Here is a 25,854-nt window from a genome sequence, read left to right as displayed (position 1 = left end):
CTTAGGCAGGGTCGACGTTATCCGGCACCGCACCACACTGCGCCTTCGGCCCCGTATGCCCGTCGAACTGCAGGGCGGCAAGCTGCGCATAAAGCGGGGAGGTCTTCAGGAGTTCACCATGTCGGCCCTGCGCGACGATACGACCGCGTTCCATCACGACGATGCGGTCGGCTCGCTGCACGGTTGCAAGACGATGCGCGATGACCAGCGTGGTGCGGTTATGCGCGGCGTTATCCAGCGCCCGTTGCACCAGCCGTTCGCTGGCGGCATCGAGCGCGCTGGTAGCCTCGTCGAGCAGGAGGATGGGCGGATTCTTCACGATCGCGCGGGCGATGGCGATGCGCTGGCGCTGTCCGCCCGAGAGTCGCACCCCGCGCTCGCCGAGAAACGTGTCATAGCCTTGCGGCAGCTCTTCGATAAACGCGTCCGCAGCCGCCATTGCCGCCGCCCGCTGCACTTGCGGGAATGTGGCTTCGGGCGTGCCATAGCGGATGTTGTCGAGCACGCTGCCCGAAAAGATCACTGAATCCTGCAGGACCACGCCTATGATCCGGCGCAACTCGGCAAGCGGCACATGTCGCGTCGGCACGCCGTTGATCAGGATGCTGCCGGCCTGCGGGTCGTAAAAGCGCAGCAACAATTGGAACAAGGTGCTCTTGCCGGCTCCGGATGGTCCAACCAAGGCGACATGATCGCCTGGGCCGATGTGCAGCGAGAGGTCGGAGAGCGCGGCGATGCCGGGGCGGGAAGGATACGAAAAGCTGACGTTGTCAAAGCGGATGCCCTCGCCACGTGCCGGCAACGTGGCGGCGCTCCCTGACTGCGCCACAGGCGAGCGCGCCGCCAGCAGTTGCAGCAGCCGCTCAGTGGCGCCGGCGGCACGCTGCAAATCTCCCCAGACTTCGGCGACCGCGCCCACGGCCCCAGCGGTGATCACGGCGTACAGGATGAACTGGGATAGTTGGCCGGCCGTCATGCGCCCGGCAAGTACCGACTGTGCCCCGAGCCACAACACGAACACGATCGCGGCAAACACCAGCACGATGACCACCGCGGTGAGCCAGGCGCGGGCCCGAACGCGCGCGAGCGCCGTCGCGAATGCCGCTTCCACCGCACTGCCGAATCGCCGTGCCTCATAGGACTCCTGCGCAAACGACTGCACGGTCGACATCGCGTTGAGCACCTCGCCAGCCAGCGCGCTCGCATTCGCCACCTTGTCCTGGCTGGCACGCGAGAGCCGCCGCACGCGCCGCCCGAACGTCACGATCGGCACAACCACCACTAGCAGCGTGGCCATGATGTAGCCGGACAGCAGTGGGCTCGTCACTGACAGCATCGCCACGCCGCCAACGAGAAGGAAAAAGTTGCGCAACCCCATCGACAGGCTCGTGCCGACCACCGTCTGAATCAGCGTGGTGTCGGTGGTGAGTCGCGACAGCACCTCCCCGGTCTGCGTGGTCTCGAAGAACTGCGGACTCATCCCCAGCACGTGCTCGTAGACCACTTGCCGCAAGTCAGCGGTGACCCGCTCGCCCAGCCACGACACCAGGTAGAAGCGCAGCGCCGTGGCCCCGGCCAGTACCAGCGAAACGGCGAATAGCGCCACGAAATAGAGATCGATGTACGCCCGGTTGCCGCCGGCGAAGCCCCGGTCGATCAGATATTTGAACGTTACCGGCAACGCCAGGGTCGCACCCGCCGCCGTCACCAGCGCCACGAAGGCAAGCGCCCAGCGTCCCGAATAAGGGCGCAGGAAGGGCAACAGGGCGAACAGGGGACCGATACGCGGAGTAGGCGGGGCGGCGTCGGGCATGACGATTCCTGGGCGGCACGAAGATCACCTCGATTGTGCCAGTCCTGCAGATACGAAGGATTCCCGTGTCGCAGGGGGAGAGCGTTCAGGCCTGGCGAGAGCGGCACGCCGGAGCAAGGAGTCGACGCTAGCACGTGACATGCAGAATTGCGTTGGTCTTGCCAGCATGCTTCTTCAGCCGGGCGATCGCCTCCGCGGTCGGCAGAATAACGAGTTTGACGTGTCGAAGCTCGGCCTCGTGCTTCACTTCTTCCATCACGGGCAACGCCCCGGTGCCGGTCCCGATCACCAAGCGCCGGCATTCCCAAGGTATGGCCTCTGCCATCGATAGCGGTGTGTGGCCGAAGGCAGCGCGGAACGCCTTGGACGGCTTTTTCTTGCGTTTGCGAACCTGCCCGCGGTCGATCACCACGTCGTGCTCGTAGGTGACACCGTCAATACGGATCGAACCAAAGGAAAAAGCTTCAAAGCGCATGCCCATCTCCGTCGCTTTCGTGCCGAGTGAACCGAATCTGGCGGTCATCGAGCCAAATCATTATGGATCGAAATTGAAGGCGCGGCTGCGCGGAATGTGTCCCCGCCTCACACACGACGGCGATTCGGTTCTTCAGGCCATTGCGCGAAAACAGGATTGATACACTATTTATTTCAGATCAATGGAAAATCGATGTAGGATCGCTGGATTGTGCGCCTTGATCCCGATCAGGAAACTCACCAACAGCGATCGTGACGATGCTTGCGCCTGGCCGGTCGTCCGCCGGTGAAGGATGTGCACGTCGAATCGCTGCTGTGGTGGGGCACGATGATCGCGTGTGGGTGAAAATCCTGCAAACGCTGATACGAGCCGCACGGGAGTCCGGCGTTTGAGGTGTGCCTAATGTGCAACTGTTAATCTTGGAACGCGAGTTAGGGAATGGAGCCGAAATTCTACCGTGGATGGCATCTCGCAAAATCGGATATGGAATACAAAGCAACAGAGTTTGAGTGGTCGCTGATCCGCTTTTATGAATCGTTTTCGCGTTTTGTTCTTACGACGGGCATGATCACGATTGCTGCGGATGTGGATATCAAGTACCAGGAGCATGTCATCCTGCACGTGATCCGCATGCAGGACCGCCCGAAGAACAGTGCCACGATTGCCCGGTTGATGAATCGCGACGATATCCCCAATATTCAATACAGTCTAAGAAAGCTGGAGGCCGCTGGGCTGATCGAGAAGCAGGGGGACAAAAATAACAAGACATACTCGTATGCCGCAAGCGAATTGGGCGTGAAGCTGACGGATGAATATTACAAAGTCAGACAGGAAATATTGGTAAAGCGCCTGGAGGAAATTAGCGACGTCGAGGAAAAATTCGAAAAGGGCGCACGTTTCATGTCGCTTTTGACCGGGATATATGAGGAGGCTGCGCGAGATTCCGCAACGATCACGCCGCAAACCGACGAACTCCCGCCGAAAGCGAAAACGCCCCGCAAGACAAGAAAGCCGTCGGAGGGCTGACACGCAGCTTCTAACGTGGGCGAAAGTCCTCCAACGGGGCACCTGGAATGGGCTCAGAGCACCGGATGAGCGCAATGCCATTTTGTGGCGTGCTGAAATGCCATGCCTGCCCGGCACAAAAGCGATTCTCCACCGCGCCGCGCGACGAACTGAAAACCGATGGGCAATCCGCCGGGCGTGAAGCCGCAAGGTAGCGTGATGGACGGATGGCCGCTCGAGTTGAACGGCGCCGTGAACTGGATCAAGCGCGCGTTGAGTTCCGGATCTTGCGCGAGCGCGGCGAGTTGTTCATGGGTAGGCGCGGCGAACGGCTGAACGGGGGCGATGAACAGATCGACCTCGCTCATCAGCTTGTCCACTTTTCCACGAAATGCTGCGCGATTGAGCAACACTTCCTGATAGCGCATTCCACTGGTTTCACGGCCGATCTCGATCAGGCGGCTCAATGCAGGACCGTATTCCGAAGCAAGCCGCGGATAAGTCTCCGCATGGGCCACGGCGACTTCGACACCGCAGTTGACCTGCCATTCGTCGACCAGCGTTCGTACGGGGGGAAAGCGAATCGGTCGCATCTCGCCACCGAGGTCCCTGACCGTATCAACGACGTGTTCTAGCGCACGCACAATGACCTCGTCAGTGCCCAGACTGTTCCATGCGTAGTCGATTCCGATCTTGAGGCCCCGCAGATCGTGGCCGGCCTCGGGCAGGTCCAGGCGCGGCTCCGGGAGCGAAGTCGGGTCCCGCGGATCGTGGCCTGCAATGACGCTGAGAAGCAGCGTCGCATCGGCGGCGCTGCGGGCGATCGGGCCGGCGTGATCCAGGCTCGCGCCGAGTTCGACCACGCCGTGGCGGCTGACTCGCCCCCAGGTGGGCTTGATGCCTGTCAGGCCATTTGCAGCCGCGGGGAAGCGGATGGACCCGCCCGTGTCGGTCCCGAGCGACGCGTAGCAAAGGCCGGCTGCAGTAGCGACACCGGAACCGCTCGACGACGCTCCGGACCAATGGTCCGGGTGCCACGGATTGACGGGCGCTGGGATCTCCGGATGATGGGTCGCAAATGCACCCTCCGTCAGCTGAAGTTTCCCAAGCACGATTGCACCGGCCTCCCGAAGCCGCGAAACGGCGGTCGCGTCTTCGGTCGGCACGAAGTTCCGGTGAATCGTCGTGCCGGCTGCGGTCGGCGAGCCCGCCACCCAAAACAGGTCTTTGACTGCGAGCGGGACGCCGTGCAGTGGGCCAACCGGGTCGCCGGCAAGCAATCGGCGCTCGGCTTCCTTCGCCTGAGCCAATGCGTCCTCGGGCATCACTAGCGCATAGCTGTGAAGCGATGGGTCGAGATTCGCAATCCGGTCGAGGAGCGTAGTCGTTATCTCGACCGGTGAGAGCGCGCGCGCGCGAATCAGCCGGGCAAGCGCGCCGGCTTCAAGGTAATGCAGGTCTGCATTCGACATCGTCAGGTTGCCTCCGGGGTCAACTGTGCGCTCAAAGCCCCAGGTCCGCTCTTTTGCGGGTGAGGGTGTCAATGACGGCATACATGATCTTCCGCGCGCATGGCATCAGGTCGGGAATGTAAGTCGCGCCCATGCCGCCGAGGCCTTCCGCCAGCGGTTCGGGCGAACCTTCGGCGGGCCACGGCCAGCCGATCCGCGCAGTGGGGATGCCGAAGCGGCGCAATGCGGCCCCATCGGTCTGGCCGCCCAGAAACTCGGGCGTGGGGTGAGGGCGCTGTTCGATATGTTCCCAGCCGCGCCGTACCGACTGGACGATCCAGTTGGATGGCGCCGTGGTGCCGCCCGGGACCGAACCGTACATCTCCCAGTCGAGATCGAAATCGGGGTGGCGCTTTTGCAACTCGGCGACGAACTGTGCAAACTGGGCCTTCACGTCGCCGGGACTGGTGCGCGGATTGATCCGGACATCGAAGAAAATCTCCGTGACGGCGGACGGAAACGCCGGCCGCTCCGGCCAGCCTGCGCGCACGCCCGAGATCCAGCCGTGCGGCTTGATGACACCCGACGTGTTTCGCTCAGCGTAATCGATCAGCCATTGCTCGAGTTCGAGAATGACATGTGCCGCCGGCACGACCGAGCTGCGAAAGCCGGTTGTGCCGCGTGGCACGCCTGCGTATCCAAGGGTTCCCTTGACCTTCAGCTTGAACCAGCCCATCCCGGGCTCTTCGTTGTAGACCCAATTCCACGGCTTCATGACGATCGCGAAATCTGGCGCCACGCCGCGGCTCAATAGATGGGTGACACCGGCGGACATGCCCGCATGGTCGCGGGCGGCCAAATCGACGGGCATCCCGCCATCGGCCATCGCGACGATCAGATCGCCGACGAGAGGGACGTCCGCTTCGATCAGGGCGGTCGCGACTTCCGTGAGCGTCGCGATCATGCCTTTGGGATTGGATGCGCCGAGGCCATAGATCCAGTCACCGTCCATGCGGGCTTTCGGCTGAAGGTCGGCGTAATCAGGTGGCCCGACCCATGGCTGATCGCTTTCGTCGCCTTCGAGATGCGTGTCGATCGGCGAGTACAGCATCAGCGATGCGCCGCCTCCGCTACCTCGCTTTTCGGCGACGACGTTGCCGGTCCGATCATTCATCGGGCGATAGCTGGCGTTCAGGCCCGTGCTCGCCAGATAGCCGGCCATGAACTGGCTGGCCTCACGTGCGGCACCGGTCGGACTGTGGATATCCGTCAAATCAAACAGCAGCTTCTGAAGGCGCTGCGAATCGAGTTTCGCGCAGCCCTGCTCGTACCAAGTCTGCTGCTCGGGGGAAAATGGCAAAGGTGTGGTGGAGACCACGGGTGCTACCTCCAGATTCTGCTTCAGTGCGTGATCAATTCGACGGCGCAAACTGTTCGGCGTAAATGTTTTCCGGGCGCAGCCCAAGGTGCTTAAGCTTGTGTGTCGCTGCTTCGATCATCCGCGGCGGACCGCATAGATACGCGACGGTTTCCCCGTGGGTCACGTCATCCTCGCGGATGGCGTCGACCGGGTTGCCGCTCAGCAGATCCCCGCTTGCCCCGCGGTCGACCGAGATGCGCGTCGCGAGACCCGACACCCAGTGCTTGCGCAGCTCGATGTCGTCAAGACAGAACAGCTGGTCGGGCGTCGCACAGCCGAAGCTGAGCAGGATTGGCGGCTTGCGCCCCGGCTTTCGGCGGATCGTGTCGATCATCGACAGGATGGGTGCGAGACCGGTCCCGCCCGCGACCATGATGTGTGGCGCGGGCACCTTCTCGCGCAGGAAGAAGCGGCCGAACGGCCCCTCGATTTCGAGCACGTCGTCTGGTTTTGCCCGCTCCTGGAGCCACGTCGACATGACACCGTCTTCGAGAATGCGCACGAGCAGCTCGATTTTCGGCAGGTCGGCCGCGGTGCTCGACGGCGAGTAGCTGCGCGTCACGTCAGTGCCGGGCACCCGCACCTGGAGGAACTGGCCCGGCTTGAAATCGAGCCACGCACCTTCGGCCAGTTCAAGCGTGACGCGGACAACGTTGGACGCCACCATTTCCACGCTGTCGACGAACGCATGAGCCGTGACGGCCTGTGCCGTGGCGGCGTCGCTTGCGTAATTCAGCGCGAAGGTGCAGTCGGTTTCGGGTTCGGTCAGGCACAGCAGGCGGTCGCCAGCTTCGAATTCGCTGCGCAGCAGCGTCGAGCTGGCGCCGGCACGCGTCCCGGCGCGGCCCTCCACCAATTTGGCCGTGCAGCTCGAGCACGAGCCCGAGCGGCACTGGTGGAGGACCGGAAGGCCGGCGGCGAGAGCGGCATCCAGCACGCTCTCGCCCTGCTGCACGGCAACCGATGTCGCTATCCCGTTGCTAAAGCTCAAGATGACATTTCTAACGGAAGACATACGGATACCTCCAGTGCTGCGTTGATTACTGCTCTTCTTCGATCTTGTCGACGAAGTAGGCGGGCTGCTTGCCTTCTGCCGTCTTCTTCATGCGGATGCTCGACGCCTTGATCGCACCATCGACGCCGCGGCCGGGCTTCGCGATGCCCCGGTTCCAGCGCGACGCGATCTTGCGCCATGTGATCGGCGAGACGTCCGTTGCGACCAGTTGTTCGTTATCCCAGCCCGTGCCGTCGGCATAGAAGTCCTGCATCGCCTCGCGCGCGTACAGGTCGCAATTGTTGAAGCCATGCAGACACAGGGGTTTGAACAGGTACTCGTAGCGGTATTGGTAGTCCTTGCGTTCCTTGTCGGTTTTGCAGACTTTCGCCAGCACTTCCCAGTACTCGTAGGTGTCGTCGGTGATCGGCACGTACCACTCGAACTGAACCACGTGCTCTTCCGGCCAGTTCTCGACCATGAGCACACCCGGCAGGAAGACCGACGTGCGATAGGGGCGGGAATTGATGTTTTCGACCTTCAGGTCGACCTTCGGATTCTCGAGAATCGGATTCCACTTCTCGGTGAAGAGCCACTGCACGAGACCCTTCGGCCCGTTTTCATCCTCGACAGGCGCAATGCAGTCGTCCGAAGTCGGCACGATGCCGAGCGGCAGCACCCAATCCTTGGCATGAATGATCGCGTTGTCCTTGTGAACAAGAATGTGCGCGTTGTCGAACCCGTTTTCGCAGGCGATGCGCCAGTTCGCGTAGCCGGTACGGTGCATGCCGTACGCGACCACGTCCTTGTCCAGCAGGCTCGGCGCCGACGGCCACAGCGGATGCGGGAAGCGCTCGTTGTTATCGGGGAAGCGGATCGGCAGGTCATGCGCGAGCGGGGGCACGTCCTCGTCCGGGTAGTCGTCTTCGCGCACGAACACGAAGATCATGCCGGCGATTTCCTCAACAGGATAAGTCGTCACGCCGGTTGTCCCGATGAGCTTGTCGTCGGGGTTGCCCGCAATGGTGGCGAGCTTGCCGGTTTCGAGTTCGAACGTGAAGCCGTGGTACCAGCAGCTGATGGTGTCCTTCGTGAGGCACATCGGCTTGGCGGACATGCGGACCCCACGGTGAACGCACTGATCCTTCAGCGCATAGACCTTGCCGTCGACCCGGCGCAGCACGATGGGAATGCCGCAGATCTGGATACCTTCGACTGAATCTTCAGGCAATTCGTTGCTGAACAGCGCCGGATACCAGTGGTTGACGAAACCCCACGCCGCATCCTTGTACGGCTGGTACTGGCTTTGAACCTTCGCATCGTTGACGCGCGCGTCGCTGATGTCGTTCAGTCTGGCGGCGCTGCTCCGCCTGCGGACGATTGGCGTGTCGCTCATAGGTTGCTCCTCATTGGGTGGACGGGTGTGCGCTCCGCGTAGACCTCACGAACGCATTTTCTGTACAGCCAGATCAAGCTCGACCGGGTTGGTCGAGGGTCTCTGACCCGACGCTGTGAACGAAGACTACGAAATCACAAATTGACAGTCAATTAATTTTCAATCAATCTTCGCTAACTAGTCGCGCGATGGTTGATTGATTGTCGTCAGGCAATCGCTCGCCTAGGCCCGCTGGATCTGGCTCCGGCGACATTGGCGGCCGCCTGGGCGGGATATGGATGTACGTCTGGTTGGGGTTTTCCCTTGTCTGCGGCGCAAATGCAGCGCGCTTGGCGAACTGTTTCGCGACGTACGCAAGCGCAGCAGGACCGACCAGGGGGAGCGTTCGCGGATCGCGAACGCACGAAATCAAGTTGGAGTGGCTAGGGTATTACCTTAGTAGGGCTAATCGTACGAGAGTGCGGAATTTCATACTACGTCAGGGGACAGTCATGCCTGGAGCGATCGAACCAGTATTTACAGAGGAAGCAGACCTTTCAACGGCGCGGATTCCAGAAAACGCGCGCATGCCGAAGTTCGCCCTCACGATGGCGTGGTGGGGGCTTTGCAGTGCGATGGTTTACCTGATCATTGGTGCCACGCTGGCGCTGTATTACGGCACCGCCAATGCCGTCATTGGCATGATTCTGTCGGTGCTTGTCTATTCGGCTGTGAACTTCGTCCTGACCCGTTATGCGATCAAGACCGGTCTTTCGATTTCGCTCTTCTCGCGCGTGCTCTTTGGGAATGCCGGGGCAGCACTGGCGACGCTGATTCTGGCTGCTACGGTCATCTACTACGCAGTGTTCGAAAGCTCGGTGATCGCGGTCGCCCTGAACACCCTGTTTCTCGCGATCTCATATCCCGTGGCGGCACTGTTGGTCGTCCTGTACAGCGTTCCGCTTGTCTTCGGCAGCGTGCAGAACTGGCTCGACAAACTGAACGGGGTGCTGCTGCCGTTCTATGTCATTGGATTGATCGCCGCCGTGGTGATCACGACCGCCACCTATGGGTATAGCCCCGCATGGCTCCATTTCGGTCCGCCGAAGGGCATGGCGTCGCCGACCGGGTGGTGGGACTGCTTTGTCTACTACATGGGCGTCTGGGTCTTCATGATGGCGGCCTTCGACTTCGCTCGGTTCGGCAAGAAGGAGGACGTGCGCTATCACGGGGCGTTCAATTTCGGCCTGCCGTTCTGGGCAATGACTTTCGTGGTCAACGGGGTTATCGGGATCTATCTGGTCAGCACGATCCCAGGCGATGGGGCGCCCTCGGAGGTGTCTGTCGTGCTTGCGCTCCTCAAACTGATGGGGCTCTGGGGACTCGGGTTCCTTGTGGTGACCCAGACCCGGATCAATACCGCGAACTACTACCTTGCGACGATCAACACTCATGCATTCTTCCAGCGGACGTTGGGCCTGAATTTTCCGAAGTTCGTGTGGACGATACTAGTCGGCATCGTTGTTTACGGCCTGATGCTCTCCGGGATTTTCTCGAAGCTGCTTGTCGCATTGGCCTATTAGGGGGTGTTCGTCGTTGCATGGGTGGCGGTCGCGCTGGCCCACATCCTGTCTGACAGATCGGAGTCGGTTGCCGACGACGCCGTCGATTCGACCTTGAGCACCGTACCGACCTTCAACTTCGGCGGACTGATCGCGTGGTTTGCCGGCGTCGCTATGGGGATCTCCGTGATGGGTGCTGCAGAACCGATTCGTTCATTTTCGGCGCCGTCGACGTTTGCGGTTTCGGTTGCGGCGTACCTCGCCATCTCGGCTTATGGGAAACGGTCGCTCGCGGCGACGGGGGCGTGACACGGACATCGGGTTCGATAGAAATCGAATCACCGCGCTAGAACGAGCGGGTTGAGACAAATCGATCGAACAGGAAGACTTCGTTAAGGTGATATGAGGGAATCGTGGTGAAGAAATTGAAATTGGCACTACTAAGTGCATTGTCGATGTCCGGGCTGGCCCATGCGCAGAGCAGCGTCGAACTCTACGGGATTATCGATACCGGCGTCATGTACGTGTCGAACGTGGGCGGTCACAGCACTTGGCTGGCAGACCCGGATGCGGCGGCGCCGAACCTGTTCGGGCTGCGCGGCAGCGAGGATCTGGGCGGCGGAATGAAGGCGATATTCAAGCTCGAGGGAATGTTCAGTCTGAACAATGGTCAGTCGGTCAATGGGCTCTTTGGTCATGAGACGTACGTGGGGCTGAGGGACGACAGGTTTGGCACGTTGACGATGGGCAATCAGATCGACTTCATGTTCTATTCGCTGGTCGTCGATCACTGGGGGCCGGCGTTTCCGTTTGTCAGTTCGCTCAACCTGAGACAGGGTTCGTTCACGGGGTTGAACGTGCCCAATGGGCCGCCGGGCAACAACTCGTTCGATTTCGACCGGACCCTTGGAGCGCCGATTCCGAATTCTGTCAAATACGTCAGTCCAACGCTTGCCGGCCTGTCATTCGGAGCCCAGTACAGCTTCGGAGGCCAGTCCGGGGCGTTCGGCCAGGATAGCGCGCAGAGCTACGGGATCAACTATCACCTGGGCGCACTGGCGCTGAACGGTGCCTACACCTACGTCAAATATCCGCAACTGAACAACGGCAACGCCGGCATCAGGAACTTGGGGCTAGGCGCCTCCTATGTGGTCGGCCCCGCCGAGCTTGCGGCGATGTATACGAGCACGCAGAACACCCAGAATGGTGCGCGCGTCGGGGTCTATGAGGGCGATTTGACGTGGACGTTCTCGCCGTTCTTTCACGCGAATCTCGCGTACGAGTACATGAAGGGAAACGAAACGTTGATGAACCAGAAGGCGAGCCAGGAGACGTTGTCGCTGATGTATTCGCTGTCCAAGCGCACGAGCATCTACGCGGGCCTGGCGTTCCAGCAGGGTTCCGGCGGGCCGGCCTGGATCTCGCTGGTACCCGGGCCGGCTTCCGGCGGTCGGCAGACCGCTGCGGATATCGGCATCGAGCATGTGTTCTGAGATTTTTTAGAAGTCCAAAACAGGAGAGACAACCATGAATCTAACGAAAAACATGCGGGTGATGCGTGTTCATGAGCCGGGCGGGCGCTTTCAGATCGACACGATCGCACGTCCGGAACTGCTTCGGCCGACCGATGTGCTGGTTGACGTCAAGGCCGCGGGCGTCGTACCGAATCTGCGCAACGTGATGAGCAATTACGGTGAACGTGCGTATCTGACGGTTCCCGATTTGCCGGCGATCTACGGGCTCGATGCCGCGGGCGTCGTCGCCGAAGTCGGGAGCGCGGTTTCGGGCATCGCTCCCGGCGACCGGGTCTATATCAATCCTGGCCGGTCGTGCGGCTCGTGTCACGCCTGCCGGACCGGGGAACCCATTAATTGTGTGGCGTTCACGTTTCAGGGTTACTTCGGATTCGGCCCGCAATCCAAGCAGATCTATCGGCAGTACCCCTATGGCGGCTTCAGTGAATTCGCCACCGCGCCGGCCGACGGCCTCGTCAAACTGCCGGATCAGGTGAGCTTCGAGCAGGCGGCGCGTTTCGGCTACCTGGGCACAGCGTATTCCGGACTTCGCAAGGCGGGCGTTGGTGCGGGCAGGAGCGTGCTCATCAGCGGCGCAACGGGAACGCTCGGATTGGGGGCAGTACAGATTGCTCGCGCAATGGGCGCAACCCGAATCCTTTGCGTCGCCCGTAATGAAGCGCTGCTCGCGCGCGTGCGCGCGCTCGATCCGCAACGAATCCGCACGTTCTCTTACGGCACGGGATCGTTAGCCGACTGGGCGCACGCGGAAACCGGCGGATTGGGCGTGGACGCCGTCATCGACGCGATCGGTCCCGGGGCTTCGCATCAGGTGACGCTCGATGGCATCAAGGCGCTCAAGCGCGGAGGCAGGCTGGTGGAAATCGGCGCGATGTCAGATCCGCTGCCGCTCAACCTGCACGAACTGATGTGCGCGCAGGTCAGTGTGCTCGGTTCGCTGTGGTTCTCGGTCGCCGAGGGGCAGGATCTCGTGGAGATGGCTGCGGCCGGTACGCTTGACCTAAGCGTGTTCGAGCATCACCGCTACCGCCTGGAGCAGGCGAACGAAGCACTGGCTGAAGCAGAAAAGCGGGCAGGCGGCTTCGTCAATGTCGTTGTCGTGCAATGAGAGCAAGCAACCAAGCGAGGAAAAGATCATGGCAAGACGTATTGTGACCGGAGAGGAAAACGGTAAAGCCGTATTCCTCTCTGATGGTCCGGTCGCCAACACGCACGATTACGTATCGGTGCCCGGATTCCAGACCGTACTTGTGTGGGCCACGGCACAGGGCGTTCCGCTGCTGCCGCACGATGGCAAGGACCCGGTCGTCAGCATCCAGTCGGTCGTGCCCGATCCGCACGGCACGCGCTTGATCGTCGTCCAGTTTCCGCCCGACAGCGTCTTCGAGTCGCCGAACTTCGATCCCGCGGCAGCCGGACAGGAGTATGCGGTGCATCTGCCGGGGTTGGCGGAGACCTTCGAACCCGATGGTTCGGGCAAGCACCGCACCGAGACGATCGACTACGACATCATCCTCTCGGGCGAGTTGTGGCTCGAACTGGACGACGGGGAGACTCGCCATCTGGAGGCTGGCGACATCGTGGTCCAGAACGGAACCCGACATGCGTGGCGAAATCGCGGCGACGTGCCCGCGGTGATGGTGGCGGTATTGATCGGCGCTGCGAAGTAAGAGAACTCGCGGCCCGATGATTTGATACAGGAGTGGGGCAGATGATTCATCAACGTGACGTTCTGGATGGCCGGCCCGCAAGGGTCGTCCACCAGACCGAAAGTCTGGAATGGACCGATGCGATGCTGCTCGGCCATGCGCAGATGGATGAGGCGCATCAGGAGTTTGTCGAGGTGGTGTCGGCGCTAGCGCAGTGTACCCAGCATACGGCGCTGGGTTGCCTTGAGGCGGTGGAGAGACATCTGCTTTCTCACTTCGAGATCGAAAGAATCTGGATGGAGAGGACTGACTTTCCGGCGACTGACTGCCATCTCGATGAGCATCAGCGCGTGATCGATGCCGTGCAGCAGGTCAATTCGCTGGCGGCCGTCGGGAAAGTGGGTCTTCACGATGTCAAACGCCTTGCCAAGGCATTGACAGACTGGTTCCCGGGCCACGCCGACTATATGGACTCCGCCTTGTCGGCGTGGGTGAACAAGAAGATCCACGGCGGCGCCCCGGTGGTATTGCGGCGCGACTTGCCGATGAGTGGAGAGAGCAACTCGGAAGTGTCGGACACGCAGCGTGGCTGACGCTCGGCAACGGGCTTCATGGAGTAACGGATGACAATGAAAGAGAAAGTCGGACTCGTGACAGGAGGCGGATCGGGAATGGGACGCGCGGCGGCCCTCGCGCTGGCGCGCGAAGGGGCGCATGTCGTCCTCGCTGGACGCGGGGAGGACAAGCTCGTTGCAGTGCGCGACGAAATTGTGAACGCAGGCGGACGCGCGGATATCCGCGTGGCCGACGTCTCACGCCGCGATGACAATCAGGCGCTCGTGTCCTTCATCGAGTCCCGCTTCGGGCGCCTCGATTTCGCGTTCAACAATGCCGGCGGTCATGCGGACTTCAAACCCATTGACCAGACCCCGGTCGAGGAATCGGAATGGGTCATCGACCTGAATTTCAAAGGGGTGTATTACGGCGTCAAATATCAGGTCGAGGCGATGCTGCGCAGTGGCGGTGGGGCAATCGTCAACAATGCGTCGATCTTCGGGTTGCGCGGCATGAACGGCATTGCGCATTACGTCGCGAGCAAGCATGCGGTCGTCGGACTGACCTGCGCAGTAGCCAAGGAATACGCAGAGCGGAACATTCGCGTCAACGCCGTCTGTCCCGGGGCGACAGAGACGCCCAATTACATGCGTTCGACCAACGGCGATGTTCATTTACTCGACGACTTGATTCCGATGCGCCGGATCGGCCAGCCACACGAAGTGGCAGATGCGGTGGTGTGGTTGCTGTCCGCAAAGGCCGCGTACGTGACAGGTGCGACATTGTCGGTCGACGGAGGCATGACGATCTGACCGGTTCGCCGGCGGCGGCCGCTCGTTCGATATGCGTGAACTCGCTGCTAGGCCCAATCATCATTTTCCACAAGCAGTTGGTGTTTCTTTTCCATTACTCGAGGAGAACAACGAATGAAGCCATTTCACGCAGCACGCTGGGTGGGTTGCGCCCTTCTTGCACTGACGACCTGCAGCGCAATCGCGCAAAACGGTAGCGCGTCGGAGATGACGCCCGCCGCAACGTCGTCTTCCAGCGCCAAGGCGATGCGGGCAGCAAATCGAGAGCTGCAAAAGAAAGTTCGACAAGCGCTGATCCATACGAAGGGGCTCAACGCGTCCGGCATTGCGGTTCGCGCAAGCAATGGCGCGGTCACGCTGCAAGGGTGGGTGCCCGAGCAGTCGCAGGTCGCGCTGGCGATGCAGGCGGCTAACGGCGTGCCAGGCGTGACCTCGGTAATCTGCCATTTGACCGTGCGGCCGGTCGGCCAGTGAGGCTGTCGTTCCGGACATTGCCTTGCATCGGCGGCGGACAGTGTCCGGATCAGGAACTTCGGCCTGTTCTCATGGACACTGCCGCCGGCAGTGCCCAATCCGGGCAGCCGCCGGTCAGTGCTCGAGAAAGTCGATGACCATCCGATTGAATGCATCGGCGTGTTCCCACTGCGCCCAGTGGCCGCAGCGGTTGAAGATGTGCATCTGCGCGTTCTGCATGCCGGCGATCAGGCGCAGGCCGATGTCCATCGGCACGAAGCGATCGTCGCGGCCCCAGATCACGAGCGTGGGCGCTGCGACCTCGGCGAGACGCGGTCCGTAGTCGGTGAACTGCTTCGGATTTGCCTCCAGGCTCGTCACGAAGTTCTCGAGGTGGTCGCGCCGCGTCAGCATGTTGTCGAGGCGAGCCTGCATCAGGTCGTCGGTCAGCGAGCTGGCGTCGTAGACGAACACATTCATCATCCGCTTCAGGTTCTCGATCGTCGGCTCGCGGTACAGGCCGTTCAGCAGCTTGATGCCTTCGGTAGGCATCGGCACGAACTGGCTCGGCCCGCCCGTGCCGCCGCCCATCAGCACGAGCTTGCCGACGCGCTGGGGATTGGCGAGCGCGAACGCGACCGCGCTATGCCCGCCCATCGAATTGCCGATCACGTGAACGCGCTCGATGTCGAGGGCATCGAGCACGGCCTTGAGCACGCGGGAGTTCAGCTCCGAGCGCGAGCCGGTGTTGACGACCGGATCGCTCTTGCTCCAGCCCGGGCAATCCACGAGCAGCACGCGATAGCCGCCCGCAACCAGCGGCTCGACGTTGCGGTTGAAGTTGGCCCAGCCGCTCGCGCCGGGGCCCGAGCCGTGCAGCATGACGACGGTCTCGGCGCCCGAGCCGGCGTCGTTGTAGTGAATCCGGAACTCGGTGTCGCCGTCCTTCACGGTGACGAACCGGCTCGTCGACGCTTCCGTGATGGCTTGCACTGTTGCATTGGCATTCATGATGACCTTCCTTGCTGGGCTGAATTGAAATAAGAAATTTGGCTGAAAATCCGTCGCGGCGGGAGCGTCCGCGCACGCCTGTCAGGCGCCGCGTTCGCCTGGCAGCGCAGCGCCAGGTTCCCGATGCGGCGAGAATGAACCCACGACGGTCAGGGCCGCGAGCGCCGCCACGACGATCAATGGAATGCTGGCCGTCACAAGCATCGACGCGCTTTGGCCAAGCGCGAGGAATTGCCCTGCGGCGCCCGGCAGGAGGCCAATCGCGGCGGTGCTCGTGGACCTTGACGTGTTCCATGGATGTCTCCAGGTTTAGGGATGAGAGCCGCTCTTGGTGACGGCTGTGTCAGGCGGTCCTTCAGGTCGAAAGCGGCGCAGCGATGCGCGGCGCCTGCTCTCTATCTCACTGCTGCGCCTCGAGCGAACGTTTCTTCAGGTCGAGCGCGACGTCGACGATCATGTCTTCCTGGCCGCCCACCATGCGGCGCTTGCCCAATTCGATGAGGATGTCCACCGTCTTCAGGCCGTACTTCTTCGCCGCGACCTCGGAATGGCGCAGGAAGCTTGAATAGACTCCCGCATAACCAAGCGCGAGCGTCTCGCGGTCTACGCGCACGGGTCGGTCCTGGATCGGCCGCACGAGATCGTCGGCCGCGTCCATCAGCGTGTGCAGGTCGGTGCCGTGGTTCCAGCCGAGGCGCGCGGCTGCCGCGATGAACACCTCGAGCGGTGCGTTGCCCGCGCCCGCGCCCATGCCCGCGAGCGAGGCGTCGATCCGGTCACAGCCCTCCTCGACGGCGACAATCGAATTCGCGACGCCGAGCGACAGGTTGTGGTGCGCATGAATGCCGGTTTGCGTCTCGGGCTTGAGCACCGCCTTGACCGCGCGAAAGCGGTCGCGCACGTCGCTCATCGTCAGCGCGCCGCCCGAATCGACAACATAGATGCAGGTTGCTCCGTAGCTCTCCATCTTCTTCGCTTCGCCGGCGAGGTTCTCGGGCGTAGTCATGTGACTCATCATCAGGAAGCCGACGGTGTCCATGCCGAGCGTGCGCGCGTACTCGATGTGCTGCTTCGAGATATCCGCCTCGGTGCAGTGCGTGGCAACCCGGACTACGCGCGCGCCGGCGTCATAAGCCGCCTTCAGGTCGTGGATCGTGCCGATGCCGGGCAACAGCAGCGTCGCGATCTTCGCGTGCTTCACGACGTCGGCGACCGCCTCGATCCATTCGAGATCGCTGTGCGCGCCGAAGCCGTAGTTGAAACTGGAGCCTTGCAGGCCGTCGCCGTGCGCGACTTCGATGCTGTCGACTTTCGCGAGCTCGAGTGCGCGTGCGATGTCCTGCACGTTCGCAATCGAGTATTGATGGCGGATCGCGTGGCTGCCGTCGCGCAGCGTCACGTCGGAGATATAGAGTTTCTTGCTCGTCGCGGTGCTCATGCGTGGACTCCTTGAGTGCTCAGCAGCGATTGCGCCATCCGCTCGGCCGTCGCGAGCGCAGCGGAAGTCATGATGTCGAGGTTGCCCGCGTAGGCAGGCAGGTAGTGGGCGGCGCCTTCCACTTCGACGAACACCGAGGTTTTCAGTCCGCTCACACGGCCGATGCCCGGCACGTTCAGCGGTGCGCTGGCCGGAATCTCGTCGAACTGCACGGTTTGCTTCAGGCGGTACCCGGGAACGTACGCGTTGACCGCGCGCACCGTCTCGTCGATGGAGGCCGCGATCTTTTCCTGGTTCGCGAGCTCGGACAGCGTGTAGACGGTGTCACGCATCATGACGGGCGGCTCGGCAGGGTTCAGGATGATGATTGCCTTGCCCTTTGCCGCGCCGCCGACGGCTTCGATGGCCTTCGTGGTGGTTTCGGTGAACTCGTCGATGTTCGCGCGGGTGCCCGGGCCGGCCGACTTGCTGCTGATCGACGCGACGATCTCCGCGTAGTGGACCTTCGCGACGCGTGAGACGGCCGCGACGATCGGGATGGTGGCCTGGCCGCCGCAGGTGACCATGTTGACGTTCGGTGCGTCGAGCTGCGTATCGAGGTTGACGACCGGCACGCAATATGGGCCGATCGCAGCCGGCGTCAGGTCGATCATGCGCAGGCCGGGCTTGAGCTTGCGCAGCAGCGCATCGTTCTTCACGTGCGCGCCGGCCGACGTCGCGTCGAACACGAAGTCGATCTCGTCGAACACCGGCAGGCGCGCGAGCCCTTCGACGCCTTCGTGCGTCGTCGCGACGCCGAGGCGCGCGGCGCGCGCGAGTCCGTCGGACGCCGGATCGATGCCGACCATCGCGGCCATCTCCAGAGGCTTGCTGTTGCGCATGATCTTGATCATCAGATCCGTGCCGATGTTGCCGGAGCCGATGATCGCAGCCTTGAGTTTTTTGGAAGCCATGTAATTGCCCTCGTTAAGCGGCGAACGTCGCGCGGACGCTGCCGAGTCCTTCGATCTGAGTGGTGAATGTGCCGGGCTCGGTGACGGCCACCATCGGGCCGAGCGCACCGGTCAGGACGATGTCGCCGGCGCGTAGCGGCGTGCCCAGTTGCGCCATCCGGTCCGCGAGCCAGACCGCCGCGTTCAACGGATTGCCCAGGCATGCCGCACCGTTGCCGCGCGACAGCACTTCGCCGTCGCGCGACAGCGTCATCGCGCAGGCGGTGAGGTCGATGCCGGAGAGCGGCACGGGACGGCTGCCGAGCACGAAGAGGGCGCTCGACGCGTTGTCGGCGACCGTGTCGACGAATCGGATGTCCCAGTTCTGAATGCGGCTGTCGACGACCTCGATCGCGGCCAGCGCGTAAGCCGTCGAGCGCAGGATGTCGGCGAAGGTGTGCTTCTCGTATGTGAGGTCCCGTTCCAGCACGAGCGCGATCTCCGCCTCGACTTTCGGCTGGATCAGGCGCGACAGGGGCATCGGCTGGCTGTCGCCATACGCCATGTTCGCGAACAGCGCGCCGAAGTCCGGCTGAGCGACGCCGAGTTGCTTCTGCACCGCAAGGGACGTCAGGCCGATCTTCCGGCCGACGATCCGCTCGCCTTGTGCGACACGCGCATCGACGTTGGCCTGTTGGACCGCATAGGCGGTCGCCATGTCGTCGAGCGGACTGCCGCCCGGCGAAGCGCCGCCCGCCGCGATTTCGCCGCGCACCGGCGCGATGGTCTGGCGCGATGCCTCGGCCTCGCGCAGGCGTGCGGCAATTGAGTTCAAGATCTTGGGATCGGACATGCAGTCCTCCTTGGTCGAGTCAGGCTGCCGCGGCCAGTGCGTTGCTCGGCACGGCATGCATGGTGGCGAAGCCCGCGATCCACTCGGGGATGGCGCGGTAGTAGTCGAGCGACGCACGGTACGGCCCGTAAGCGGCCAGGGCCGCGAACGCCGCCACCCAGGTGCGGATTTCATGTGCGGACTTGCCTCCGTCGCGCGTGATCGCGTCATTGGTCATGCCGTCGACGGCGGTCAGTTCACCCGCTGCGAGACACATGAGGAACGCGCGGTCCCACTCGGGATTGAGCGGATGGAGGTGGCTGTCCCCCACGGTGAAGGCCTTTGCGGCGGCCACTGTGCGCGCCTGGCGCGCGGCGCGTGACTCCGCGGACGGGTTGCGCCCCGCGATCAGACGCTCGGCGACTTCCTTGGTCGCGCCGATGAGCTCGGGCACCGGCGGCTCGTGCGAGATGCCGCCCGAGCCGACCACCAGCACGCGCTTGTCTGTGCGGGACAGGAAGCGGCCGGCTGCATCGCCCAAGAGGCGCGCGCGCCGCAGCGTGGCCATGGGCGGTGCGACCGAGTTGATGAAGATGGGGATGACCGGGTATCGGTCGAGACCGCCGGTCAGGGCTTCGAGGGCGTCTGCGCAACCGTGGTCGACCTGCATCCGGTACGACAGCGAGACATCGATCTCCGCGGCCATCACACTCTCGGCGAGTTCTCTCGCGAGACTCTCCGGCACCGGCAGCGTGCCCGCGAGGCTCTCGAAGTCGCCGATCGCGCTGGCGGCCGCGCCGATGCAGAACGGCGGCATCACTTCATAGAAGAAGCCATTGAAATGATCGGGCGCGAAGACGACGATCAGCTCAGGGTCGAACGCCTGCACGCGCCTGCGTGCCGCGGCTTGCACGCGTCCGACCTCGGCGACGACGTCCGGTGCGGGATCGAAATAGCCGTGCAAGGGCGTGTGCGAGAGACATTCCAGGTGAATCGGCATCGTTATGCTCCAACGGCTTGTTTGACTGCGATGGGATCGCGCGCCGCTCGCGACGACGCCGACGGCTGGGCGGCACCTGCACGCGGCAATGCATCGGCGACGCCGAGCTTCCCGGCCAGCTCGACGAGTGCGTCGGACACTTGCTGCGGCGTGCACACGCCCGCGACGAAGCGGTCGGGGCGCAGCAGCACGACCGCTTCCGGCAGACGGCTGAACCAGTCCTTGAGGCGGCCTGTCGCATCGCCGACCGCGATCACGCCCTCGGGCACGTCGTCGGCATGACTGAGTTGAACGTCGGGCTTCGCGATCACGAAGCGCACACCGGTTTTTTCGCAGAGCGCGCGAGCCTGCGGCGTGAGGCCGAAGGTCGGATCCGTGCCCCAGCCGAGCACCGCGAAGCCGTTGCCGATGGCGTCGTCGAGCAGGGCGAGGCGGCCGTCGCTCGTACGCACGCGCGGCTGGATGAAGAGGCGCCCGACTGGCGAGCTGGCGAGCGGATCGCGTCCATACGCAAGTTGACCGAGGAACGAGTCACGCTTCTCGCTCATCAGGCCGAGCAGGCGTCCGAGCGGCGAATTGCCCGAGCGTTCGAGCACGCGGACGAGCCAGCCGCCGGTCTTGCGTGGCGGCGGGAGCAGCACGACGCCCTCTTCATAGCGGGGCATCGGCTTGAAGCGCATCTCGACGAAATAGCGCTTCACCGAGGGCAACACATTGAAGGAGCGCACGAACGCATCGCGCAAGCGCGCGCCGAAACGCGTGGCCGGCGCGAAAATGTCGCCCGCGACCTCGGACAAGTGGATCATCGAGCGCGCATGGGCTCGGCGCTCGACCGTGTAGGTATCCAGCAGGCGTTGCTCGGCCAGTCCCTTGGCGACCGTCGCGAGCTTCCAGCCGAGATTGTTGGCGTCCCGGATGCCGCTGTTGTAGCCCTGGCCCTGCCACACCGGCATGATGTGCGCGGCATCGCCGGCGAGGAGGACGCGATCGATGCGGAAAGTCGACGCGAGCCGCGCATTGTGCGTATAGACGCGCGTTCGGATGTAGTCGACCTTCTCCGGGTCCGCGACGACCTTGCGAATCAGCGCGGCCATGTTCTCCGGCTTCGACAACGCCTCCTCGGTTTCGCCCGGCATCACCATGAACTCGAAGCGGCGGATCCCGTGCGGCAGCGCCGCCGACACATACGGCCGCTCATGGTCGCAATGCATGTAGATGTGGGGTGAGCCGATCGGATCGTTGCGCACGTCGACGACGATCCACTGATTCGGTTTCGTGCGGCCCTCGAACGGCACGTTCAGCGCCCGGCGCACGAAGCTGTTGCCGCCATCGGCGCCGACCAGGTAGGCGGCGCGGATCGTGCGTGAGGCGCCGCTTTCGGTGCGAGTCTGGATGCTGACGCCGCCGGCGTCCTGCTCGAACGCTTCAACGCCATGGCCGAACAGGACCTCGACATGTTCGAAGCGCTTGAGCCCTTCAAAGAGCACGCGATCGGCGAGCGGCTGGATGAACGCATTGCGGCGCGGCCAGCCGAACTCGTCGGTGCGCGGCTCGATGGACGCGAAGCAATGGCCGTCCTTCGTGACGAAGCGCATCCAGTGATCGGGGGTCGTGTGCGGCACGAGGGCGTCGGCAAGGCCGACTGCCTGGAACACGCGCAGCGCTTCGTCGTCGAGGCCGATTGCGCGCGGGTAGTCGATCAGCTGATCGAGCTTTTCGACCACTTTGACGCGCACGCCCTGCAAGCCGAGGATATTGGCGATCATCAGCCCGACGGGGCCGGCGCCAATGATCGCAACGTCTGTGGACAAGGTTTCTCGACGGTCGATTTGCGCCGTCTGTTCGGCAATGCTGTTCATGTGTCTCCTTCTTGCAAGGCGCGAGCGCACCCCCACGCGATGCGCGTGCTGTTTGTGCTGCGGTGGGCGATCGAAAGCGGCCTGGTGCGGCCGCGCGTGAATCAGGCGTCGGGGCGGGGCGGCAGCGGTACGAAGCGGGCCGGCGCTGCGCGCCTGCGTGCGAGGGCGCGGATCAGCCGAGGCTGACAAGAGGGTCGGCAAGTCATGGGGCGTCTCCGTTGACTCTGTGATTTTGAAAGGAGTCTAAGTGCCGGCCGATGCCCCCTCAACCATTTCTGGGAAATGTGCATAGAATGCACGGTATTGAATTAAAAGGATTTATTCCATGGGAAATTACGCGAGCGTGCGAGGTTTGGCGCGCGGTCTGCAAGTCCTGCGGGCGCTCAACGCCATGGAGAACGGCCGCGCGACGAGCCAGCAGCTGAGCGAGGCGACTGGCCTGCATCGGACCACCGTCCGGCGCTTGCTGGAAACGCTCGCGGACGAAAGATTCGTGCGCCGCAGCGCGTCCGACGACTCGTTCCGGCTTACCCTCGACGTGCGCGCGCTCAGCGAGGGCTTCACCGACGATGAGCGCATCGCCACCGTCGCGCCGCCGATCATGGGGCAACTGATGCAGCGTGTGGTATGGCCTTCCGATCTGACGACACCGGACGGCGATGCGATGATCATCCGCGAGACGACGCACCGGTTCAGCCCGCTGTCGTTTCATCGCGCGATGGTGGGCAGGCGCCTGCCGATGCTGCTGACTGCGGCTGGCCGCGTGTATTTCGCGATGTGCCCCGAAGCGGAGCGCGAGGACATTCTCGAAGTGCTGCGCTCGGGCGCGGGCGGCGAACAGCAACTCAAGCTGGCGCGCGACGATGCTTATGTCCGCAACCTCGTGCGCCAGACACGCAAGGACGGCTTCGGCTCCAACCACGGCGACTGGGCCGAGCAGCGCAAGATCGGTGCGCTGGCCGTCGCGATCGAAACGGGCGGGCGCGTGCTCGCGAGCCTCAACGTGATCTACCTCGAGCAGGCGATCAGCCCCGCCGAAGCCACGCGCCGCTTCGTTCCGGAGTTGCAGCGCGCGGCGGCAGAGATGGTCGGCGCGCTGGAGAAGCAGGAGCGCTGAACGCGTTCGTGCGTTGTTTCAAATCGACGCGATGTGCTCACGCACGAGCACGAGCAGCCCGTCGAGTTCAGCGGAATGAGGCTCGGCGCGCGACACCATCAGTAACTCGACATGCGGCGACTCGCCTTCCAGCGGCCGTGCACAGATCGCACTGCTCGTGAGCGATGCCGCGTACGCGCGAACAACCAGGCGGTGGCGGTGGTACATGCGATGCTGCGCATCGCGCTTGGCGCGACGCATGCGCCGTGGTTCTGGACCGACCCGTGCGGGCTCAACATTCAGGTTGCGGGCGATCCTGGCGCCGCAGAGTGGATCGTGCGCGGCACGCTGGAGCAGCCGCCATGCGTGTTGTTCGGGCTCGACGCAGGCGGCGCGCTTGCCGATCCGGCTCGGGATCTGCGTGTGCTGGCGCGCGGCGCTCAGGGTGTTGACGGATAACCGAAATGATCCATCAAATAAGTGGGCAGGCGATTCTCATTCGATGATTTCGTCGACTCGTTCGACTCGTTCGACTCGTTCGACTCGTTCGACGCGCGGCGCGGATCGCCGGTGTACGCCGTCGCGATCCCAAAGCAGGAGAGCTAGACTCGAAGCCCGCGGCTTTTCAGCCGATACACGAGTTGCGGCCGTGTGATGCCGAGCGTGCGCGCCGCCGCGGAGAGATTGCCGTCGGCTCGCTGCACGGCGCTCTTCAAGAGTGCGGTCTCGATGTCGTCGAGCGACGTGGGTTCGACGTCGCCGCCGATGCCGAGCAGCAGGCTGTTCACCTTGCGCGTCACGCGCTCAACCTCGCGGTCGCCGGTATTCCCCGCCTGCGCGAGCAGCGACCGCGACGCCGTCAACGAACCGTCGTCTGCAATACTGAACAATTCCGCGTCGATGGTCTCACCGCTGATGAACAGATGACTGATATCGATTGCGCCGCTCTCCGGCGCGAGGATCACGCCGCGCTCGACGATGTTCTCCATCTCGCGGATATTGCCCGGCCAGCCGTAGTTCAGCATCGCGTCGAGCGCGCGGCCGGTAAAGCCGGTGACGTTGCGCCCGTGGCGCTCGCGGTACTTGCGCAGTATATGGTTGAGCAGAATCGGCAGGTCCTCACGGCGCTCGCGCAGCGACGGCACGCGAATCGGGAACACGTTCAGGCGAAAGTAGAGATCCTCCCTGAAGCGGCCGGCGCGAATCTCGTCCTTCAGGTCGAGATTGGTCGCGGCAATCACCCGCACGTTGACGCGCCGTGTCTGCGTGTCGCCGACGCGCTCGATTTCGCCTTCCTGCAACGCGCGCAGCAGCTTGCCCTGCGCGGTCATGCTCAAAATGCCGATTTCATCGAGGAACAGCGTGCCGCCGTTCGCGCGCTCGAAACGGCCCGGACGACTTTGCGTCGCATCGGTGAAGCCGCCTTTTTCGACGCCGAAGAGTTCCGACTCGACAAGCGCCTCAGGGATCGCCGCGCAGTTGACGGCAACGAATGGACCGTCGCTACACGCGCTGACCCGGTGCAGGGTGCGCGCGCACACTTCCTTGCCCACGCCGCTCTCGCCGAGAAACAGCACCGTCGCACGCGTGCTCGCGACGCGCCGGATCATGTGACAGACCGCATTGAAGCCAGGCGATACGCCGACCATGTTCTCGTCGCCGAATGCGCCGGGCGGAGGCTCGCCGCCGAGCGACGTCGCCGCGCGATCGCCACGCGCTCTCGCGGCGGATAAGCCTTGCGTGAAGGTCTGCGCCTGCATAAAGCGCAGATCGTCGGCGGCTTCCTCGCCCCATTCCTCGACAGGCTTGCCGACGATGCGGCACTGCGATTGCCCGAGCGCGCGGCACTCGACCTCGCGATAGAGAACCGGGCGTCCCATGAATACGCTCGTATAGCCCGCCGCGTAACCTAGCTGCGTCCAGCAGACCGGCTCCGCGCCGATGCCGTAGATACGGATGTGCTCTTCGTCCTCCGCGCAGTTCTTCCAGATGAATTCGCCATAGTACTTGCCGTGCTCGACGTCGATTTCGAGGCGAACCGGCTCCACCGCGGTCATGCCTTCGAGCATGTGCAACTGGGGGCCGACGGCGAACATTTCGGTGATGCTGCTATCGGGGCGAACCTTGCGGGCCAGTTCCGCATCGCGCGCACCCGACGCGTAGCCCATGCGCGTCAGCAAGCCCCGTGCGGCGTCGATTCCAAGGCTTTCGATCAACTCGCGTCGCATGGTCCCCACCGCGCCGGTATGGACCAGCAACATGCGCTGATCGTCCAGCCAGATGCGTCCATCGTCTGGCGAGAAATGCAGCCTCGACATCAGGTCCGCGATGTCCGGATAGCGAAGGCTGTCCACGCGCGCGCCTTTTGGCGCGACCATCGACATTCCGTCATCCGTCTTCGCTGGCGCTTTCTCGCGGCTTGCCATGTGCTTCGTCTCCAACGGATTTGCTGTTACGAGTCGAAACGATAGGCCATGTGTGCCGGCCGCGCAATGCCGGCGCCCGCAGGTCAATTCCCGCCGTGCCGGCTAGTGGTGTGTTCCCTGAGACGGATTTGATCAAGCGAAACCCCACTGAAACAGGCGGT

Annotated in this window: 24 protein-coding genes and 1 pseudogene; 10 read left to right on the top strand and 15 right to left on the bottom strand. The window is 63.1% G+C overall.

Going from position 1 to position 25,854, the window contains the following annotated elements:
- Position 1: 1 nt before the first annotated feature.
- Together J3489_RS18630 and J3489_RS18625 are read right to left on the bottom strand one after the other, a co-directional pair.
- Positions 2–1,813, bottom strand: coding sequence for an ABC transporter transmembrane domain-containing protein (locus J3489_RS18630; RefSeq protein ID WP_207000434.1), 1,812 nt, complete (start codon positions 1,811–1,813; stop codon positions 2–4).
- 127 nt (positions 1,814–1,940) lie between these two features.
- Positions 1,941–2,336, bottom strand: a complete 396-nt coding sequence (locus tag J3489_RS18625; RefSeq protein ID WP_242540109.1) for an MTH938/NDUFAF3 family protein — start codon at positions 2,334–2,336, stop codon at positions 1,941–1,943.
- A 390-nt stretch (positions 2,337–2,726) separates the two neighbouring features.
- On the opposite strand from J3489_RS18625, the gene J3489_RS18620 reads away from it, so the two are divergent.
- Complete coding sequence (locus tag J3489_RS18620; protein ID WP_207000432.1) at positions 2,727–3,314, top strand: winged helix DNA-binding protein; 588 nt, start codon at positions 2,727–2,729, stop codon at positions 3,312–3,314.
- A 53-nt stretch (positions 3,315–3,367) separates the two neighbouring features.
- Here the strand turns inward: J3489_RS18620 and J3489_RS18615 are convergent, their stop codons facing one another.
- From J3489_RS18615 to J3489_RS38870, 5 genes are all read right to left on the bottom strand, one after another.
- Positions 3,368–4,765, bottom strand: a complete 1,398-nt coding sequence (locus J3489_RS18615) for an amidase (protein ID WP_207000430.1) — start codon at positions 4,763–4,765, stop codon at positions 3,368–3,370.
- Between the two features lie 31 nt (positions 4,766–4,796).
- Complete coding sequence (locus tag J3489_RS18610; RefSeq protein ID WP_207000429.1) at positions 4,797–6,122, bottom strand: M20 family metallopeptidase; 1,326 nt, start codon at positions 6,120–6,122, stop codon at positions 4,797–4,799.
- 34 nt (positions 6,123–6,156) lie between these two features.
- A complete protein-coding gene (locus tag J3489_RS18605) occupies positions 6,157–7,179 on the bottom strand; it encodes a ring-hydroxylating dioxygenase ferredoxin reductase family protein (protein WP_207000427.1) in 1,023 nt (340 codons plus the stop codon).
- A gap of 25 nt (positions 7,180–7,204) precedes the next feature.
- Positions 7,205–8,554 carry an aromatic ring-hydroxylating dioxygenase subunit alpha gene (locus J3489_RS18600; RefSeq protein WP_207000425.1) on the bottom strand — a complete coding sequence of 450 codons (1,350 nt, stop codon included), beginning with the start codon at positions 8,552–8,554 and terminating at the stop codon, positions 7,205–7,207.
- Between the two features lie 206 nt (positions 8,555–8,760).
- Positions 8,761–8,958 carry a hypothetical protein gene (locus J3489_RS38870; protein ID WP_374193463.1) on the bottom strand — a complete coding sequence of 66 codons (198 nt, stop codon included), beginning with the start codon at positions 8,956–8,958 and terminating at the stop codon, positions 8,761–8,763.
- An 87-nt stretch (positions 8,959–9,045) separates the two neighbouring features.
- On the opposite strand from J3489_RS38870, the pseudogene J3489_RS18595 reads away from it, so the two are divergent.
- The 7 genes and pseudogenes from J3489_RS18595 to J3489_RS18565 all read left to right on the top strand — a co-directional run bounded on the left by J3489_RS18595 (position 9,046) and on the right by J3489_RS18565 (position 15,120).
- Positions 9,046–10,404, top strand: a pseudogene (locus J3489_RS18595) (purine-cytosine permease family protein).
- A gap of 107 nt (positions 10,405–10,511) precedes the next feature.
- Positions 10,512–11,588 (top strand): porin, encoded by a 1,077-nt coding sequence (locus tag J3489_RS18590; RefSeq protein WP_309491390.1) that lies wholly within the window; start codon positions 10,512–10,514, stop codon positions 11,586–11,588.
- Positions 11,589–11,622: 34 nt separating this feature from the next.
- Complete coding sequence (locus J3489_RS18585; RefSeq protein WP_242540108.1) at positions 11,623–12,738, top strand: alcohol dehydrogenase catalytic domain-containing protein; 1,116 nt, start codon at positions 11,623–11,625, stop codon at positions 12,736–12,738.
- Between the two features lie 28 nt (positions 12,739–12,766).
- Positions 12,767–13,300 (top strand): cupin domain-containing protein, encoded by a 534-nt coding sequence (locus J3489_RS18580; RefSeq protein WP_207000422.1) that lies wholly within the window; start codon positions 12,767–12,769, stop codon positions 13,298–13,300.
- Between the two features lie 41 nt (positions 13,301–13,341).
- Positions 13,342–13,872 (top strand): bacteriohemerythrin, encoded by a 531-nt coding sequence (locus J3489_RS18575; protein ID WP_242540107.1) that lies wholly within the window; start codon positions 13,342–13,344, stop codon positions 13,870–13,872.
- 30 nt (positions 13,873–13,902) lie between these two features.
- The gene (locus tag J3489_RS18570) at positions 13,903–14,646 is read left to right on the top strand and encodes an SDR family NAD(P)-dependent oxidoreductase (RefSeq protein ID WP_207000421.1); all 744 of its coding nucleotides are present in this window, start codon (positions 13,903–13,905) and stop codon (positions 14,644–14,646) included.
- 114 nt (positions 14,647–14,760) lie between these two features.
- On the top strand, positions 14,761–15,120 hold the full coding sequence (locus J3489_RS18565; RefSeq protein WP_207000419.1) for a BON domain-containing protein: 360 nt from the start codon (positions 14,761–14,763) through the stop codon (positions 15,118–15,120).
- 114 nt (positions 15,121–15,234) lie between these two features.
- On the opposite strand, the gene J3489_RS18560 is transcribed toward J3489_RS18565, so the two are convergent.
- From J3489_RS18560 to J3489_RS18535, 6 genes are all read right to left on the bottom strand, one after another.
- Positions 15,235–16,110: an alpha/beta fold hydrolase gene (locus J3489_RS18560; protein WP_207000417.1), complete on the bottom strand. Its 876-nt coding sequence runs from the start codon at positions 16,108–16,110 to the stop codon at positions 15,235–15,237.
- 400 nt (positions 16,111–16,510) lie between these two features.
- Complete coding sequence (dmpG, locus tag J3489_RS18555) at positions 16,511–17,548, bottom strand: 4-hydroxy-2-oxovalerate aldolase (RefSeq protein ID WP_207000414.1); 1,038 nt, start codon at positions 17,546–17,548, stop codon at positions 16,511–16,513.
- Positions 17,545–18,501, bottom strand: a complete 957-nt coding sequence (locus tag J3489_RS18550) for an acetaldehyde dehydrogenase (acetylating) (protein ID WP_207000412.1) — start codon at positions 18,499–18,501, stop codon at positions 17,545–17,547. Before J3489_RS18550 ends, dmpG begins: the two co-directional genes overlap by 4 nt.
- A gap of 13 nt (positions 18,502–18,514) precedes the next feature.
- Positions 18,515–19,333, bottom strand: coding sequence for a 2-keto-4-pentenoate hydratase (gene mhpD / locus J3489_RS18545; RefSeq protein WP_207000410.1), 819 nt, complete (start codon positions 19,331–19,333; stop codon positions 18,515–18,517).
- 19 nt (positions 19,334–19,352) lie between these two features.
- Complete coding sequence (locus J3489_RS18540) at positions 19,353–20,312, bottom strand: 3-carboxyethylcatechol 2,3-dioxygenase (protein ID WP_207000409.1); 960 nt, start codon at positions 20,310–20,312, stop codon at positions 19,353–19,355.
- A 2-nt stretch (positions 20,313–20,314) separates the two neighbouring features.
- Positions 20,315–22,171 (bottom strand): bifunctional 3-(3-hydroxy-phenyl)propionate/3-hydroxycinnamic acid hydroxylase, encoded by a 1,857-nt coding sequence (locus J3489_RS18535; protein ID WP_207000407.1) that lies wholly within the window; start codon positions 22,169–22,171, stop codon positions 20,315–20,317.
- A gap of 325 nt (positions 22,172–22,496) precedes the next feature.
- Between J3489_RS18535 and J3489_RS18530 the strand changes: the two genes are divergently transcribed.
- Entirely contained in the window at positions 22,497–23,288 is a 792-nt protein-coding gene (locus J3489_RS18530; protein ID WP_207000404.1) for a DNA-binding transcriptional regulator, read from the top strand.
- A gap of 18 nt (positions 23,289–23,306) precedes the next feature.
- Here J3489_RS18530 and J3489_RS37690 read toward each other — a convergent pair whose 3' ends face one another.
- Positions 23,307–23,495, bottom strand: a complete 189-nt coding sequence (locus tag J3489_RS37690; RefSeq protein WP_242540106.1) for a hypothetical protein — start codon at positions 23,493–23,495, stop codon at positions 23,307–23,309.
- Here J3489_RS37690 and J3489_RS18525 point away from each other — a divergent pair.
- The gene (locus J3489_RS18525; RefSeq protein WP_309491389.1) at positions 23,487–23,726 is read left to right on the top strand and encodes an oxidoreductase C-terminal domain-containing protein; all 240 of its coding nucleotides are present in this window, start codon (positions 23,487–23,489) and stop codon (positions 23,724–23,726) included. The genes J3489_RS37690 and J3489_RS18525 overlap by 9 nt on opposite strands.
- Before the next feature lie 143 nt (positions 23,727–23,869).
- On the opposite strand, the gene J3489_RS18520 is transcribed toward J3489_RS18525, so the two are convergent.
- Entirely contained in the window at positions 23,870–25,693 is a 1,824-nt protein-coding gene (locus J3489_RS18520) for a sigma-54-dependent Fis family transcriptional regulator (protein WP_242540105.1), read from the bottom strand.
- Positions 25,694–25,854: the final 161 nt, after the last annotated feature.

This window comes from Trinickia mobilis (assembly GCF_017315705.1).
In the GTDB taxonomy this organism is placed as follows: domain Bacteria; phylum Pseudomonadota; class Gammaproteobacteria; order Burkholderiales; family Burkholderiaceae; genus Trinickia_A; species Trinickia_A mobilis.
The sequence above is the reverse complement of the archived record's forward strand: the minus strand, read 5'-3'. Positions and strand labels throughout refer to the sequence as shown.

Bases quoted from the DNA above. Each gene is read 5' to 3' on its own strand.
- J3489_RS18600 (WP_207000425.1), bottom strand. From the start codon at position 8,554: ATGAGCGACACGCCAATCGTCCGCAGGCGGAGCAGCGCCGCCAGACTG.
- mhpD (WP_207000410.1), bottom strand. From the start codon at position 19,333: ATGTCCGATCCCAAGATCTTGAACTCAATTGCCGCACGCCTGCGCGAG.
- J3489_RS18565 (WP_207000419.1), top strand. From the start codon at position 14,761: ATGAAGCCATTTCACGCAGCACGCTGGGTGGGTTGCGCCCTTCTTGCA.
- dmpG (WP_207000414.1), bottom strand. From the start codon at position 17,548: ATGAGCACCGCGACGAGCAAGAAACTCTATATCTCCGACGTGACGCTG.
- J3489_RS18580 (WP_207000422.1), top strand. From the start codon at position 12,767: ATGGCAAGACGTATTGTGACCGGAGAGGAAAACGGTAAAGCCGTATTC.
- J3489_RS18535 (WP_207000407.1), bottom strand. From the start codon at position 22,171: ATGAACAGCATTGCCGAACAGACGGCGCAAATCGACCGTCGAGAAACC.
- J3489_RS18620 (WP_207000432.1), top strand. From the start codon at position 2,727: ATGGAGCCGAAATTCTACCGTGGATGGCATCTCGCAAAATCGGATATG.
- J3489_RS18560 (WP_207000417.1), bottom strand. From the start codon at position 16,110: ATGAATGCCAATGCAACAGTGCAAGCCATCACGGAAGCGTCGACGAGC.
- J3489_RS18625 (WP_242540109.1), bottom strand. From the start codon at position 2,336: ATGACCGCCAGATTCGGTTCACTCGGCACGAAAGCGACGGAGATGGGC.
- J3489_RS18605 (WP_207000427.1), bottom strand. From the start codon at position 7,179: ATGTCTTCCGTTAGAAATGTCATCTTGAGCTTTAGCAACGGGATAGCG.
- J3489_RS18520 (WP_242540105.1), bottom strand. From the start codon at position 25,693: ATGGCAAGCCGCGAGAAAGCGCCAGCGAAGACGGATGACGGAATGTCG.
- J3489_RS18615 (WP_207000430.1), bottom strand. From the start codon at position 4,765: ATGTCGAATGCAGACCTGCATTACCTTGAAGCCGGCGCGCTTGCCCGG.
- J3489_RS18550 (WP_207000412.1), bottom strand. From the start codon at position 18,501: ATGGCTTCCAAAAAACTCAAGGCTGCGATCATCGGCTCCGGCAACATC.
- J3489_RS37690 (WP_242540106.1), bottom strand. From the start codon at position 23,495: ATGTACCACCGCCACCGCCTGGTTGTTCGCGCGTACGCGGCATCGCTC.
- J3489_RS18585 (WP_242540108.1), top strand. From the start codon at position 11,623: ATGAATCTAACGAAAAACATGCGGGTGATGCGTGTTCATGAGCCGGGC.
- J3489_RS18630 (WP_207000434.1), bottom strand. From the start codon at position 1,813: ATGCCCGACGCCGCCCCGCCTACTCCGCGTATCGGTCCCCTGTTCGCC.
- J3489_RS18530 (WP_207000404.1), top strand. From the start codon at position 22,497: ATGGGAAATTACGCGAGCGTGCGAGGTTTGGCGCGCGGTCTGCAAGTC.
- J3489_RS18570 (WP_207000421.1), top strand. From the start codon at position 13,903: ATGACAATGAAAGAGAAAGTCGGACTCGTGACAGGAGGCGGATCGGGA.
- J3489_RS18575 (WP_242540107.1), top strand. From the start codon at position 13,342: ATGATTCATCAACGTGACGTTCTGGATGGCCGGCCCGCAAGGGTCGTC.
- J3489_RS18540 (WP_207000409.1), bottom strand. From the start codon at position 20,312: ATGCCGATTCACCTGGAATGTCTCTCGCACACGCCCTTGCACGGCTAT.